This window comes from Burkholderia sp. Bp8991 (genome assembly GCF_003853795.1).
Taxonomy (GTDB): Bacteria; Pseudomonadota; Gammaproteobacteria; order Burkholderiales; family Burkholderiaceae; genus Burkholderia.
Genome location: NZ_QTQJ01000005.1, coordinates 1 through 14,152, shown reverse-complemented (window position 1 = coordinate 14,152; position 14,152 = coordinate 1). Strand labels below are relative to the sequence as shown.

The 14,152-nt window shown below is 65.8% G+C and carries 13 protein-coding genes and 1 pseudogene; 7 read left to right on the top strand and 7 right to left on the bottom strand.

Annotated elements, in window-relative coordinates; all coding sequences use genetic code 11:
• The first annotated feature begins 16 nt into the window (after positions 1-16).
• The 3 genes from DIE02_RS07240 to DIE02_RS07230 all read left to right on the top strand — a co-directional run bounded on the left by DIE02_RS07240 (position 17) and on the right by DIE02_RS07230 (position 3,555).
• Entirely contained in the window at positions 17-523 is a 507-nt protein-coding gene (locus tag DIE02_RS07240) for a (2Fe-2S)-binding protein (RefSeq protein ID WP_044843895.1), read from the top strand.
• Positions 513-2,981 (top strand): cytochrome c, encoded by a 2,469-nt coding sequence (locus DIE02_RS07235; protein ID WP_124488420.1) that lies wholly within the window; start codon positions 513-515, stop codon positions 2,979-2,981. The genes DIE02_RS07240 and DIE02_RS07235 overlap by 11 nt, the downstream gene beginning before the upstream one ends.
• Before the next feature lie 241 nt (positions 2,982-3,222).
• On the top strand, positions 3,223-3,555 hold the full coding sequence (locus DIE02_RS07230) for a hypothetical protein (protein ID WP_044843897.1): 333 nt from the start codon (positions 3,223-3,225) through the stop codon (positions 3,553-3,555).
• Between the two features lie 106 nt (positions 3,556-3,661).
• Here DIE02_RS07230 and mmsB read toward each other — a convergent pair whose 3' ends face one another.
• From mmsB to DIE02_RS07215, 3 genes are all read right to left on the bottom strand, one after another.
• Positions 3,662-4,552: a 3-hydroxyisobutyrate dehydrogenase gene (gene mmsB / locus DIE02_RS07225; protein WP_124488421.1), complete on the bottom strand. Its 891-nt coding sequence runs from the start codon at positions 4,550-4,552 to the stop codon at positions 3,662-3,664.
• Between the two features lie 16 nt (positions 4,553-4,568).
• Complete coding sequence (locus DIE02_RS07220; RefSeq protein WP_124488422.1) at positions 4,569-6,095, bottom strand: CoA-acylating methylmalonate-semialdehyde dehydrogenase; 1,527 nt, start codon at positions 6,093-6,095, stop codon at positions 4,569-4,571.
• A 122-nt stretch (positions 6,096-6,217) separates the two neighbouring features.
• A complete protein-coding gene (locus tag DIE02_RS07215; protein ID WP_044843900.1) occupies positions 6,218-7,537 on the bottom strand; it encodes an MFS transporter in 1,320 nt (439 codons plus the stop codon).
• 156 nt (positions 7,538-7,693) lie between these two features.
• Here DIE02_RS07215 and DIE02_RS07210 point away from each other — a divergent pair, with 156 nt between their 5' ends.
• The 3 genes from DIE02_RS07210 (at position 7,694) to DIE02_RS07200 (ending at position 11,143) form a co-directional block, all read left to right on the top strand.
• Positions 7,694-8,653, top strand: coding sequence for a LysR family transcriptional regulator (locus DIE02_RS07210; protein WP_124488423.1), 960 nt, complete (start codon positions 7,694-7,696; stop codon positions 8,651-8,653).
• A 348-nt stretch (positions 8,654-9,001) separates the two neighbouring features.
• Positions 9,002-9,859 carry a hypothetical protein gene (locus tag DIE02_RS07205; protein WP_124488424.1) on the top strand — a complete coding sequence of 286 codons (858 nt, stop codon included), beginning with the start codon at positions 9,002-9,004 and terminating at the stop codon, positions 9,857-9,859.
• A 30-nt stretch (positions 9,860-9,889) separates the two neighbouring features.
• Positions 9,890-11,143 (top strand): caspase family protein, encoded by a 1,254-nt coding sequence (locus DIE02_RS07200; RefSeq protein WP_124488425.1) that lies wholly within the window; start codon positions 9,890-9,892, stop codon positions 11,141-11,143.
• A 142-nt stretch (positions 11,144-11,285) separates the two neighbouring features.
• On the opposite strand, the gene DIE02_RS35440 is transcribed toward DIE02_RS07200, so the two are convergent.
• From DIE02_RS35440 to DIE02_RS07190, 3 genes are all read right to left on the bottom strand, one after another.
• A complete protein-coding gene (locus DIE02_RS35440; protein ID WP_185702603.1) occupies positions 11,286-11,453 on the bottom strand; it encodes a hypothetical protein in 168 nt (55 codons plus the stop codon).
• A gap of 193 nt (positions 11,454-11,646) precedes the next feature.
• Positions 11,647-12,555, bottom strand: coding sequence for a hypothetical protein (locus DIE02_RS07195; protein WP_124488426.1), 909 nt, complete (start codon positions 12,553-12,555; stop codon positions 11,647-11,649).
• 47 nt (positions 12,556-12,602) lie between these two features.
• Positions 12,603-13,325 (bottom strand): haloacid dehalogenase type II, encoded by a 723-nt coding sequence (locus DIE02_RS07190; protein ID WP_124488427.1) that lies wholly within the window; start codon positions 13,323-13,325, stop codon positions 12,603-12,605.
• Positions 13,326-13,646: 321 nt separating this feature from the next.
• Here DIE02_RS07190 and DIE02_RS07185 point away from each other — a divergent pair, with 321 nt between their 5' ends.
• The gene (locus DIE02_RS07185; RefSeq protein WP_124488428.1) at positions 13,647-13,874 is read left to right on the top strand and encodes a hypothetical protein; all 228 of its coding nucleotides are present in this window, start codon (positions 13,647-13,649) and stop codon (positions 13,872-13,874) included.
• A gap of 122 nt (positions 13,875-13,996) precedes the next feature.
• Here DIE02_RS07185 and DIE02_RS07180 read toward each other — a convergent pair.
• A pseudogene (locus DIE02_RS07180) lies at positions 13,997-14,152 on the bottom strand (hydrolase); the annotation flags it as partial.

Genomic DNA, 14,152 nt, shown 5'->3' with positions numbered 1-14,152 from the left:
CATTCCGGATCCCTTCATGTCCCATCCCGCTTCCCCGTCGCGGCCGCTCGCGTTTCGCGTGAACGGCACGCCGCACACGTTCGACGCTGCCGCGCCCGACGCGCCGCTGCTGCTGGTCCTGCGCAACGACTGCGCGCTCAACGGCCCGAAGTACGGCTGCGGATTCGGGCAGTGCGGCGCGTGTACGGTGCTGGTCGACGCTCAGGCGACGCGCGCGTGCGTCGTGCCGGCGGCCGCCGCGCATGGGCGCGACGTGACGACGCTCGAAGGGCTCGGCTCGCGCGACGCGCCGCATCCGATCCAGCGCGCGTTCATCGACGAGCAGGCCGCGCAGTGCGGCTATTGCCTGAACGGAATGATCATGAGCACGAAGGCGCTGCTCGACCGTAATCCGTCACCGGACGATGCGGCGATCCGCGACGCGCTGCGCTTCAATCTTTGTCGCTGCGGCACGCATCTGGAGATCATCCGCGCGGTGCATCGGGCCGCGCGCTATCTGCGGGACGACGGCGATGAAGCATGACCTGAGCGTGCCCGCGCAGCCCGAAGCCGATGCGAGCGATGTGCGGCGCGATGAAGCGGCGGCCGGTTCGGCGCGGCGTGCGGACGACGCGGCGCGCATGCACCGCGCACACTACGAATGGCCGATCGGCGATGCGCGTGCGCACGCGTCGTTCGAGCTCGAAACGCGGACCGCTGCCGATGGGCGGATGACGACGTGGCGCTATCGCGCGAAGGCCGGCACGACACCGGATGCGCGGCGCGCGGCGGCGCAGGGCGGGGCATCGGCTCGGTCGTCGCCGTTCGTCTATCGACATGCGCAGACGTCGATCGAGATGGCCGACATCCACCGCGCGATTCCCGGCCACGCGCACGCATTCGCGCGCGAGTCGTTCGTCGACGAACTGGCCGGTGCGCTGCGGCGCGATCCGGTCGCATTGCGCCTGCAGCATCTCGATGCGTCGCGCGATGCCGGGCCGCGCGAGATCATCCGGATGGTCAGCGAACGCGCGGCGTGGGGCGAACCGGCCACGGGCCGTGCCCATACAGCGGCGCAGGACCGCCTCAGTGGGCGCGGCTTTGCATTCGATGGTGCGGGCGTGCTCGAGGCGCCGTCCGCAGGCGAAAACCCGCACGCGGACGCGGGCCGCGACAACGATCCGCACTGGTCCGCCTGGGTCGTCGATCTCGACGTCGATCGCGCGACGGGCGACGTCGCGGTGCGCCGCGTCGTCGCCGGGCAGGGCGCGGGCGAGCCCGGGCAGGCGTCGATGGCGGGCTTGCCCGCGTGGCAGATCGAGGCGGCGATTTCGCGCGTGATGGGCGCGCGGCTGTCCGCACGGCCGGCGCATGACGAGACCGGCGGCGATGTCGCGCCGGATGCGATCGCGCATGAACTCGTCGCGTTCGACGACGCAGAGCCGGGAGTCGGTCGCGCCCGGTCGCTGTCGGCATACGACGCGCAACGGATCGAACAGGCGGTGGCGCCGGCGGCGGCCGCGATCGCGAACGCGCTGCATGACGCGACGGGCGTGCGTTTTCGCGCGCCGCCGTTCGACGCCGCACGCATTCGCGACGCGCTGGCCCGCCCTGAGCCGGCCGATGTCGGCGAGCGCCGTTCCGGCGCGCCGCGCCGCGCGTCATCGTTATCGTCATCGCGCTGGCGCCGCTGGCTGGCCGGTGGCGGCGCGGGCGGGGTCGTCGGCGGGCTGATCGGGCTGGCCTGCGCGATCCTGCCGGGCCCGGCGCCGATCGCCCCGATTGCGCCGGTCGCACCAGGCGGCGCGGACGGCGCGATGTGGAGCGCGGCGACGCTCGAACGCGGCCGCCTGATCGCGCTCGCCGGCGATTGCGCGGTCTGCCATACCGCGCCGGGCGGCGCGGCCAATGCGGGCGGTCTCGCGCTCGACACGCCGTTCGGCACGATCTACACGACCAACATCACGCCCGATCCGGAAACCGGCATCGGCGCATGGTCGTATCCGGCGTTCGCGCGCGCGATGCGCGAAGGCATCGGGCGCGACGGCTCGCATTTGTATCCGGCGTTTCCGTACACCGCGTTCGCGAAGCTGAGCGAGCCCGACCTGCTCGCGCTGTATGCATACCTGATGTCGCAGCCGCCGGTGAAGCATGCGCCGCCGAAGACGAAGCTGCCGTTCCCGCTCGACCAGCGGCGCCTCGTCGCCGGATGGAACTGGCTGTTTCACGACGCGCGGCCGTTCGTGCCGGATCCGGCGCGCTCCGCGTCGTGGAATCGCGGCAAGTATCTGGTCGACGGCGCCGGGCACTGCGGCGCGTGCCATACGCCGCGCAACGCGCTCGGCGCGGAACGGGGCGGCCGCGCATATCTGGCCGGCGGCGAGGCCGAGGGATGGGTCGCGCCGCCGCTCGTCGCGTCGCCGGCGTCGCCGGTGCCGTGGACCGAAGGCGCGCTGTTCGACTACCTGCGCACGGGCTTCTCCGCGCAGCACGGCGTCGCGGCCGGGCCGATGGCGCCGGTCGTCGCGGGGCTCGCGGCGCTGCCCGAATCGGACGTCCGGGCGATCGCGCATTATCTGGCGTCGCTGTCGCCGCCCGTCGATGCCGCGGTGGCCGTCGACGCGGCGACCCGCCATGCACGCGGTGCGGAAGCGGTCGCGACGCTCGGCCTCGAGAGCGGCCGGCGCGCGTTCGATGCCGCGTGCGCGGTCTGTCACGCGGAGACGGGCGGGGTCGGGCATTTCGGCGTGCGTCCGCTGATGGGGCTCAACACGAGCGTCAGCCAGGCTGCGCCCGACAACCTGCTGCGCGTGCTGCACGACGGGATCGACCATCCGGCCACCGACGGGCTCGGCTACATGCCCGGCTTCCGCGACGCGTTCGACGACCGGCAGATGGCCGAGCTCGCCGCATACATCCGCGCGCGCTATGCGCCCGGCCAACCGGCGTGGCGAAGCCTGGAGGAGGCTTCGGCGAGAATCCGGCAGGCGCGTGCGCACTGACCGGCGCGCCGGCCGATGCCGGTCGCCGGGCAGAAACCGTGCGTCGGCCGAGAAGCCGGGAAAAGCGACACGCTGCGCAACGACGGGCGTGACGCGGGCCGCAAATCTTGCCGGCAGCACCCCATCGTTTAACCATTCGAAACAATGTGTTCACTGAAAAGGGCATGATCTCCGGCGATCGGGCAGGCATACTGTCGACTATGTTGCTCAATGCCGTCGAATCGACGCGCGCTTGCCCCCCATGTCCATTGCTCTATCTTTTCGATCCCTGCGAGGGTTGACCATCGCGGCCGTTGCATGCTTGCTCGCCGCATGTTCGACCGCTTCCGACGTGACCACGACGTCGAATCCGAACGTCTTCACCGTGACGACGCGCACGCTCGGCGTGTCGACGACGTGGGCCGACGCCCATGCGAAAGCTGTCGACGAAGCGACCAACTACTGCACGCAGCGCGGCATGCGCGCGAGCCTGAAGCAGGAGTCGGTGACCGGCGGCCGCCGCGTCGACGCGCGCTCCGAACTCGCGTTCGAGTGCCATCCGACCTTCGAGACCGCGTCGAACCCGCGCGGATAAGCGCCGCGCCGCCCGCGCGGCCGTAACCTCCGCGCTGCTCCGGATGTGAACCGACCCGCGATGCCGTTGACGGGCAGCGCGGGCCGTCGCACGTCCGCCGGCCGCGTTACGCGGGCTGCGCCTCGTACAGCTTCACGCACGCGGAGAAGTCGAGCGTGCCGAGCCCGTGCTGGCTCATCGACTGATAGAGCTGCTGCGCGAGCGCGCCCATCCACACCGGCTGCCGTGCGCTGCGCGCGGCTTCGGTCGCCAGCCCGAGATCCTTCAGCATCAGGTTCGCGGCGAAACCGCCCGAGTAGCCGCGTGCGGCGGGTGCCGCGTCGTTCACGCCCGGATACGGGTTGTAGCTGTCCGAACTCCAGCAGCGGCCGGTCGACGTGTTGATGATGCCGGCCAGCACGGCCGGATCGATGCCGAGCGCGGCGCCGAGCGCCATCGCTTCGGCCACGCCCATCATCGAGATGCCGAGCAGCAGGTTGTTGCAGATCTTCGCGATCTGCCCGGTGCCCGTGCCGCCGCAATGCACGACGTTCTTCCCCATGTCGAGCAGTACCGGGCGGATGCGCTCGAACAGCGCGCCTTGCGCGCCGACCATGAAGGTCAGCGTGCCGGCCTGCGCGCCGCTGGTGCCGCCCGACACCGGCGCGTCGGCGAACGGGAAGTCGCGCTGCGCGGCGGCGTCGGCCACCGCGCGCACGGTGCCCGGATCGATCGTGCTGCAGTCGACCAACGTCGCGCCGGCACGCGCGCCGGCCAGCACGCCGTCGTCGCCGAGGTAGACCGCGCGCACGTGCTGCGCGGCCGGCAGCATCGTGATCACCAGCGACGCGCGGGCGGCCGCGTCACGCGGCGACGCGGCCGCCGTCGCGCCCGCGCGCACCGCCGCGTCGACCGCGTTCGCGTCGAGGTCGAACACCGTCAGAGCGTGGCCGGCCTTGAGCAGGTTGGCGGCCATCGGGCCGCCCATGTTGCCGAGTCCGATGAATGCGATTTCCATGTGCAGGCTTCCTTGATCAGCGCAGCGCGATCGTCGTGTTCACGCCGCCGGCCGTCGCGTCGTCGTCGAACCAGCGCGCGGTGACCGTCTTCGTCTGCGTGTAGAACTGCACGACCTGCTTGCCGTACGGGCCGAGATCGCCGAGCTTCGAGCCGCGCGAGCCGGTGAAGCTGAAGTAGGGGACCGGCACCGGGATCGGGATGTTGATGCCGACCTGGCCGATGTCGATCTCGCTCTGGAACTTGCGCGCGGCCGCGCCGCTCTGCGTGAACAGGCCGACGCCGTTGCCCATCGGGTTGCGGTTGACCAGCGCGATCGCGTCGTCGAGCGTGTCGGCTTCGAGCACGACCACCACCGGCCCGAAGATTTCTTCCTGATAGATCGACATGTCGGTCGTCACGTTCGAGAAGATCGTCGGGCCGACGAAGTTGCCCTGCTCGTAGCCGGGCACCTTCACGTCGCGGCCGTCGAGCAGCAGCGTCGCGCCTTCCTTCACGCCCGCGTCGATCAGCGACAGGATGCGGGCCTTCGCCGCCTTCGACACGACCGGACCGACGTCCGTGCCGGCTTCGGCGCCGGCGTTGACCTTCAGCGCCTTCGCCTTCTCGACCAGCTCGGGCAGCCAGTCGCGCGCCTGGCCGACCAGCACGACGACCGACGTCGCCATGCAGCGCTGGCCGGCCGCGCCGAAGCCTGCGCCGACCAGCGCGTTGATCGACTGCTCGCGGTGCGCATCGGGCAGCACGACCGCGTGGTTCTTCGCGCCCATCATCGACTGCACGCGCTTGCCGTGCTGGCTGCCGAGGTTGTACACGTGCGTGCCGACGCGCGTCGAGCCGACGAACGAGATCGCCTTGATGTCCGGGTGCGTGCACAGACGGTCGACCGCGGTCTTGCCGCCGTGCACGACGTTCAGCACGCCCTGCGGCACGCCGGCCTCGATCGCGAGTTCGACGAGCTGCATCGTCGACAGCGGATCCTGTTCGGACGGTTTCAGCACGAACGTGTTGCCGCACACGATCGCCATCGGGAACATCCACAGCGGGATCATGCCGGGGAAGTTGAACGGCGTGATGCCCGCGCACACGCCGATCGGCTGGCGCAGCGTGTAGGTGTCGACGCCGCCCGCGACGTTCTCCGCGAATTCGCCTTGCTGCAGCGTGCCGATCGAGCACGCATGCTCGACCACTTCGAGGCCGCGGAAGATGTCGCCCTGTGCGTCGGGCAGCGTCTTGCCCTGCTCGGCCGTCAGCGTGTGCGCGATCCGTTCGAGATTGCGGCGCACGAGGTCCTGGAACTTCAGCATGATGCGCAGCCGCGCGCCGATCGGCGTCGTCTTCCAGGTCTGGAACGCGCGTTGCGCGGACGCGATCGCGGCATCGACCTCGTCGAGCGTCGCGTACGGCACGCGGCCGATCACTTCCTGCGTCGCGGGGTTGACGATGTCGCCCCATTCGGCGCTTTGCGATTCGACGAACGCGCCGTCGATCAGCAGCTTGGCGGTGGGCAGGGCGAGGGTGGTCTGGGGAACTGCGGCGTTCATGGAACTCTCCGGGAAACGGTGATGCGAAGAAAAAACGTGGGCTGCGTCCGTCGCGCGTGCGGCCACGGCGGACGGCAGGTCGAACTGAAATCGAGGCGATGCGGATCGATGCGGGCCGATGCTTACGCACGCGCCGGACGCATCAACGCGGTACACGCGAGCGCGAACACGCCGAAGCCGACGAGGTACGCGATCACGTAGTGCGGCTGGCCGCCGCCGGCCTTGAGCAGCGACGTCGCGATCATCGGCGCGAAGCCGCCGCCGATCACGCCGGCGAGCTGCACCGACAGCGAGATGCCGCTGTAGCGGATTTCCGCCGGGAACTGCTGCGCGAACAGCAGCGACTCCGGCGCATACAGGATCGGGAACACGATGCCGAGGCCGAGCACGATCGCCCACCATGCGGTCGACGTCTGCTGCGTGCCGAGCATCAGGAAGAACGGCGCCGCGAACAGGCACATCAGCACGAGGCCGATCGCGAACATCCGGCGCTGGCCGATGCGGTCGCTGAGATGCCCGCACAGCGGCATCGTGACGAGCGACAACGCCGCGCCGGCCGTGATCGCGTGCAGCATCTCGGCCTTCGGCAGATGCAGCTGCTGCGTCGCATACGCGAGCGCGAACGTGACGACCATGTAGAACCAGGTGTTTTCCGCGGCGCGTGCGCCGACGATCGTCAGCACCTCGCGCGGATGGCGGCGCAGCGCGGCCGTCACCGGCGACTTCTCGGCCTTGCCCTGGCGCTGCATCTTCTCGAAGTCCGGCGACTCGGGCACCTTCGCGCGGATGAACCAGCCGAGGCCGACCAGCGCGATGCTCGCGAGGAACGGCACGCGCCAGCCCCACGACAGCATGTCGGCTTCCGGCAGCGCGGCCACCGCGGCCATCGCGACCGACGACAGGATCAGCCCGAGCCCGACGCCCGTCTGCGGCAGGCTGCCGAACAGCCCCTTGCGGCCCTTCGGCGCGTGCTCGACGGCCATCAGCACCGCGCCGCCCCATTCGCCGCCGACCGCCATCCCCTGCAGGAAGCGCATCGCGATCAGCAGCGCGGCGGCCCAGTAGCCGATGCGGTCGTACGACGGGATCAGCCCGATGATCATGCTCGGCACGCCCATCAGCAGCAGCGTGATCATCAGCATCGACTTGCGGCCGATGCGGTCGCCGAAGTGGCCGAACACGATGCCGCCCATCGGCCGGCCGATGAAGCCGACCGCGAACGTGCCGAACGCGGCGAGCGTGCCGACGACGGGGTCCAGCGACGGGAAGAAGATGCGGTTGAACACGAGCGCGGCGGCCGTGCCGTAGAGGAAGAAGTCGTACCACTCGATCGTGGTGCCGGCCATGCTGGCCCAGCCGGCCAGCAGGTAGTGCCGCGCGGTGCGGGCGGGCGCCGGCGTCGCGATGGCTGCATGCTCATCGAGGGTGGATCGCGTCTGCATGGTGTCTCCGTATTTATTGCCCGCGGCTCATGGTCCGCAGGTCACGGTCGAGTATAGTTATGCGCGGATCCATGATGTACCGACAAGAAAGCCGGTTGGATGTGCATTTATGCATATCGGCACCGGGCCCCGAGACACCTGCTTTTTTCCCCGCCGATGCGACACGCCACCGAGCCGGTTTCCGGCAACCTGAACTGGGACGACCTGCGCTTCTTCCTCGAAGTCGCCCGCACGCAGCGCGCGAGCGGGGCCGCGAAGCGGCTCGGGGTCGACTACACGACCGTCGCGCGGCGCATTCGCGCACTCGAGGCCGCGATGGGTACGCTTTTGTTCGACAAGTCGCGCTCGGGCGGCTTCACGCTGACCGCCGAGGGGCAGCGGCTCGTCGCGTATGCGGACGCGATGGAGACGACCGTGCAGTCCGCGTGCGACCAGGTCGCGAACACCGGCGAGGCGCTGTCGGGCCACGTGCGGATCGGGTCGACCGAAGGGTTCGGCTGCTTTTTCCTCGCGCCGCAGCTCGCGCGGTTTCGCGTCGCGCACCCGCATGTGACGGTCGACCTGCTGCCGGTCCCGCATTTCGTCAACCTGCCGAAGCGCGAGGCCGACCTCGCGATCACGCTCGAGCGGCCCGAACGCGGGCCTTACGTGGTCACGAAGCTGTGCGACTACCAGTTGCGGCTCTATGCGACGCGCGACTATCTGGCGAGTCATCCGCCGATCGCCTGCACCGACGATCTCGCGCGGCATGCGTTCATCAGTTACGTCGACGATCTCGCGTTCAGCAGCGAACTGCTGTACCTGGAGCGCGCGGTGCCCGGCGCGACGGCCGGGCTACGCACGACGAGCGTGATCGCGCAGGTGTTCGCGGCGCTGCAGGGCGGCGCGCTCGCGATCCTGCCGTGCTTCATGGCGGCCACGCAGCCGGCGCTGGTGCCGGTGCTGCCGGACGACGTGGTGGTCACGCGGTGCTTCTGGCTGACGTGTCGCGAGGATCTGCGCAAGCTGCGGCGCGTGACGGCGCTGTGGGATTACCTGCGCGCGGCGGCGGACGCGAACCGGGCGTTGTTGATGGGGGAGTCGAGGGAACTGCGATTCGTCGGCGATTCGGATTAATAGCTGAAGTTTTATGCAAGCGGGCTCGCCTTTGGTATCGCTGCGACAGTGACAGCTTGTCGGATCGCAGGTGTCTGTGTTTTTTCGAACAGTGGTTTTATTAAGAGTATGTGACGTATGGCATTGCCAATGCGCATGAGGGAAATATTGACCTTGACTGGCACATAGTGGTTCGTCATGATCGGGTGTGTGCGTGAGTAGGGGTTAATGAAGCACTCATGTAAAACAGCCAAAAGTGTGCTGGGTACGATGGTTTAAATTAATTTTTCGTGCTTCATGGTGAAGTTCTTGCTGGAAATCGGTGTTGTAAGTCATTAAACGATATGAATAATCTGCATGGGGGCGGGGATGCTATCGCGACGTCGTTTTAATGCTGCTGCATTGATCGCTGGTGCGTCGGCAATGCTAGGGGAATCTTTTTCATATGCTGCGCCAGCTGATTCGTTTGAGGCGCTGTTTAATCGAGCATTGGCCCACCCGGAGATGCTCCAGGGGGCTGGCTCGGAGCGAGAGGGGCTCGCTCAGTTGTATGATTATCATATAACAAAAGCAATTGCCCCGCGCGTTAAGCCTTCCGGTAGGCCGATTTCAGAGGATGCGATAAAACTAATTATCTTGTTTGAAGTGACCGGTCGGGTTGCGTATGAGCGAAAATATCAGAATCCGGTGTGGCCGGGTGGCCAATCGGGCGTTACCGTTGGAATTGGCTATGACTTGGGCTACGTTACCTACGAATGGCTGAAGAGTGACTGGGAGAGTTATCTCTCTGCTGATCAAATTGAATCGCTTAAAGGCGCCTGTGGATTGAGGGGGGGTACGGCACAGCGGTCGCTCAGTGATTTTTCGGCAGTCTCAATTCCATGGGATCAAGCTCAGTCGCAATTCAAGAGTAATCTGATTCCTCGATATGTTGGCGAAACGCTGGCGCGGCTGCCGAATGCGGAAAAATTATCGAACGATAGCCTTGGTGCAATGGTCTCGCTTGTCTATAACCGTGGGGCTAGTTTTAGAGTTGAAAAAGACCGATATAAGGAAATGCGTGCTATTCGAGGGTATATGGAAGCAGAGCAATACGATCTAATCCCAGATCAGATTCGAAAAATGAAGCGACTTTGGGATAAAAAGAAGAATATGCAGGGTTTGCTGACGCGCCGGGATCTTGAGGCTGATTTGTTCGAAAGAGGGCTTTCGGTCAACAATACATGAGATTGGGTGTATTGCATCCACGGGGTGGCCATGATTGCTAAAAATGCATATCGAATTTATTTGTTCTTTTTGATTTTTGTGATTTCTGGAGTTGTGAGTGCCCAGAGTCACGTGCCTCGGCGTATCGCATTGCTCGTGGGGGACTGGGATTACAATCTCAACGGAAAATTCGATCCGACGCCATCCCAAGGTTTTGTTTCAGATTTGAGGACGCCATGCAATGACACGGCACTCATCAAGCATCAGCTTGATGTTGCCGGGTTCGAGATTTTGGATTACTGTAATCTTGAGAAGAAGAGTTACGATAGCGCAACAAGGGACTTCTCATCGAAGCTTTCGAATTTGCCGAAGGGCTCCATCGTGTTCGTCTATTTTTCTGGGCACGGATTCCAGTTTCACGGGCGGCTGTTTACCGTGCCTGTCATGTTTCAGATGGATTCGGAGAACCTCCGCATGCTATCGGCTCAAGCCAAGTTTATTTACTTTGAGCATCATGCGAATGACGTTGCGTTGATGCTGCAGAATCTGACCGACGATAAGAATGTTGCGCTCGTTGTCGTGCTGGACAACTGCCGCGATACGCCGGTGACGGAGGAGGCTGCGTACAACGAGGCAGTATCGATCCACACCGGGCCGAATACGCTGATTCAGTATGCGACGACGGCAGGTGACCAGGCGCCCGACAACAGTGGCTACGCTCAAGCTTTGAGCGACGAGCTTGCGAAGGGAGGGGACATTGGAGACATCATGGCTCGCGTCGCAGCTCGGATATGGCGCTCTTATGACAGTGGGAATCGCACTAGTTACGCGGAGACGAACGTGGGGCCTGCATTCGCTGCGCTTCACGAGACCCCGTTGCGGGCGGGAGAACGCTCGGTTGTGGCTTCTATTTCAGAAACGATAGTTCGCAAAAAGAAGGTCGTGCGCAACGTCTATGATGGCGTTAGCTTAGATATCCTATGGTGCGAAGGCGAGGGAGAGGAGGCTCGCTATCGATTTGCATTATCACTCGCAGGGGAGTTGAGCTCGCGCGCCCATGAATTTGGTGTTGGGCGAATCCAGGTCAAGCCACTTTCAGTCGATCGGAATGAGCATGACGGGTACAACGTCCATCGAAATCTGATGCGATACGACGTCGAGTATCCTCAGGAGCGGGCGATGCTCATCAAGATTGCGCGCGCATTCCCGGACGGCAATTTTCTGCCACAAAGAGGCGTCGGAGTCGGCGGGAAGCCGACCCCGAACTATGTTTCGGCATTTGTCTGTGGCCGCGTCGCACAATAAGATCAGAGTGATTTTCGCAGTGACGGATCGATAGACGGAGGACCGCCGTTGACTAGGCTGCGAGCAGTTTCGGGTTGATATGCTAAAGGCTATCGTCCGGTCAGATCTATGCGGCCGGCCGCTAGGAAAATGCCTTGACAATTCATTCGAAATAGACGCTTGACTTCTGGCCCGAGCATGCGACGTCGAACTTTCTCCATGCACGGATGGATGGTGCGCGGCCGTTGCTGTTCCGCTTCGGCGTGCCGAAGCCGGTCAGTTGTTGCGCGCTCGAGGGCACACCAGCCTGCGGCAATACGCGGTAGTGCATGACCGATCTCGGCACCATCGGCCAGCGGATTCCCATGCTCGAAGAAAATGGCCGGTCGCGCAACCGGATGGTGGCGTTAACGGTTTGGCGCCACGACTAGGTTGGCCTACTCGAGGACGAATTCAAGCTGACGCTCACTGACGACCGCAAGACGCGCGTCGAGCGGGCAAGCCGCCGCGATGAAGCCGGCCGCCTAGGCGTAATAGATTCGCCCGACATCCGTGTCGCGTAATCGCCCGGTGCGTTCGGCGTCGTCGAGCGCATCGCCGAAATCGCGCGTGCACAGGTCCGGTCGGCCCAATGCAGTGAGGATGCGCGACACGCGCCACGCGGGCAGCCAGTCCGCCCATGCAAGGCGCACGCCGATGAGCAGTGCCAGCATGACGCCCAATGCGAACGGTCCGCCGAGCAGCGTGAGAACGACGAGCGTCGGATCGGAAAATCCGCTGTCGCTGGTCCAGATGCCCAGCAGCATGAGCGGGATCAGGAAACAGGTCATGCCGATGAACATCCATTTCCACGCAAGCCAGAGCGTATGCGTCAGCCCGGCCAACCCGGTGTCGCCGCACGTGTGATCCATGACCATGTGGCGGCGGTCCGGAGACGACAGCGCAAGCAGGCGGCCTCGGCGATCGACCACGGCAACGACGTCGTCGCCGACGTCGAAGCACTGTCCGCCGAGGAAGCCGCGGTACGTGTCACCGCCGATTTCGATTTCGACCGGGAGCTTCGCGAACAGGATCCTGCCGTTTTTCCCGACGGTGACGTAGGCGTTTTCCGATGCAAAGGTCTTGCTGCCGCGGATATTCGCATACGACCATGTCGCCGGATGCTCGACCTTGTCGGCCGCGGCGTTCAGGCTGGCCAGGGCGAGGTCTTCGTCGGCTTGCTGAAACACCAGCGCATTGGCGGCGGCACCGTTGCCGGTGAGCGCCGCGGCAATCGGCACCACGTAGTGCGTGAACCGGTAGCCGAGCGATTTCTTCCGGGCTTCGGGATCGACGGGCGACATCTGATGGCGCGCAGCGTCCTCCCGATCGGGACGCTCCAGAAAGCGCATCGCGGTGAGCTTGCCTGCTACCAGACGCAGGGATGACGACATAGGCCGGGGCTGAATGTGGTCGGAGTGCGGAGTCTAGCAGCCGGCACTCAACCCGGACAACCGAGCCGATCCGCGAGTTCGTTCAGGTCCTTGACGTCGAAGTCCCACGCGTCGTCGGCTTTCAGGTCGGTCGTCTGGTTCGGCCCGTGTTCGGTCGGCCGCAGCACGAACGCGGTGGCGAGCCCGAGTCGCCGCGCGGCGGCCAGATCGCCGTTGTGCGCGGCAACCAGGCACAGCTCGGCCGGCTCGAGACCGAGAATCTCGACCGCTTCGGTATAGACCCTCGGCGACGGCTTGTACGCGTGCGCGACTTCGGCGCCGAGAATCGCGTCCCACGGCAGGCCGCCGTGCTTCGCGACGTCGACCATCAGCCGGATGTTGCCGTTCGACAGCGGCGCGATCACGTAGCGCCGCTTCAGCCGCTGCAGCGCCGAGACGGAGTCGGGCCACGGATCGAGCCGGTGCCACGCGAGGTTGAGCGCGTCGATCTCCGAGTCGGGCACGCCGTCGATACCATAGCGGTCGAGCGTGCGCACCAGGTTCTCGCGGTGCAGCACGTCGAGCCGCACGTAGCGCCTGCGCCCGCTGCGGATTTCCTCCATCGACGGCGCATATTCGCGGCGCCACGTATCGGCGAATTCGAACGGATCGCGATCCGGCGCGTGGCGCGCCAGGAACGTGGCGGCTTCGCGCGCGACGCCGTTTCTCCAGTCGACGATCGTTCCGAACACGTCGAAAACGAGCGCCTTGATGTCTGCAGGGTTCGTCATGGGATTTTCGTGAAGGTCGGTCGAGGGGGACGCGACGCGCGCCGTGGCGGCAGCGTGCGACGCCGGTTCGAATGACATTGAATCACGTATCCGCGAAGACGGCTGGCGGCGTCGCGGCGATGGCGGCGCGCGGTGCGGCATCGAGGGTGCGTGAGAGTGCATGAGGGCGAGGCGGAGCGGGGAAAACCGGTATCGCACGGCCCGTCACGGGCCTTCGGCCATGACCATCGGCACATTCCGGCCCGCGTGCGCGGCGCCTACGCTGGGCAGGTCGCCGGTGCGTGCCGGCGGCGTTCCCCAACCAACCGACAAGGACATGCCATGCCGACCATTTCAGTCTACGGGTTCAATCCGGACAGCGGCCCGAGCGCGTTCGGCGCGCAAGCCACGTGCGACAACCTCAACGAGGACCATCCGACGTGGGCCGTGACGCTGGCCTACACCGCGAGCACCACGACGGCCGTCTTCACGTCGGCCACGGCGTCCGACGCGGATCTCAGGGCCGCGCTGGAGGCGGCGTATCCGCCGGCAAGCTACCACGTGGTTTAGGTATCGCGGGTGCCCGCCCGGGCCGGCCCGGGCGGGGTAGTTCATGTGGCGCAACGCGCGCCGGCGGCTGCGACGCGGGCCGGGTTCGGGCCGCAAGCGCGGCGCGTGCGGACGTGCGGCAATCAGCTCTTGTCGTACGAGAACTGGATGCCCGCGGTGCCGCCGGTTTCGATGAACAGGTTGATGAACGCGGGGACGGTCGCGCTGCGCGCCCAGTCGCGCTGCAGTTCGCAGAACAGCTGCGCGACGCTGATCATCTGGCCGCCGGCCTGCTCGAT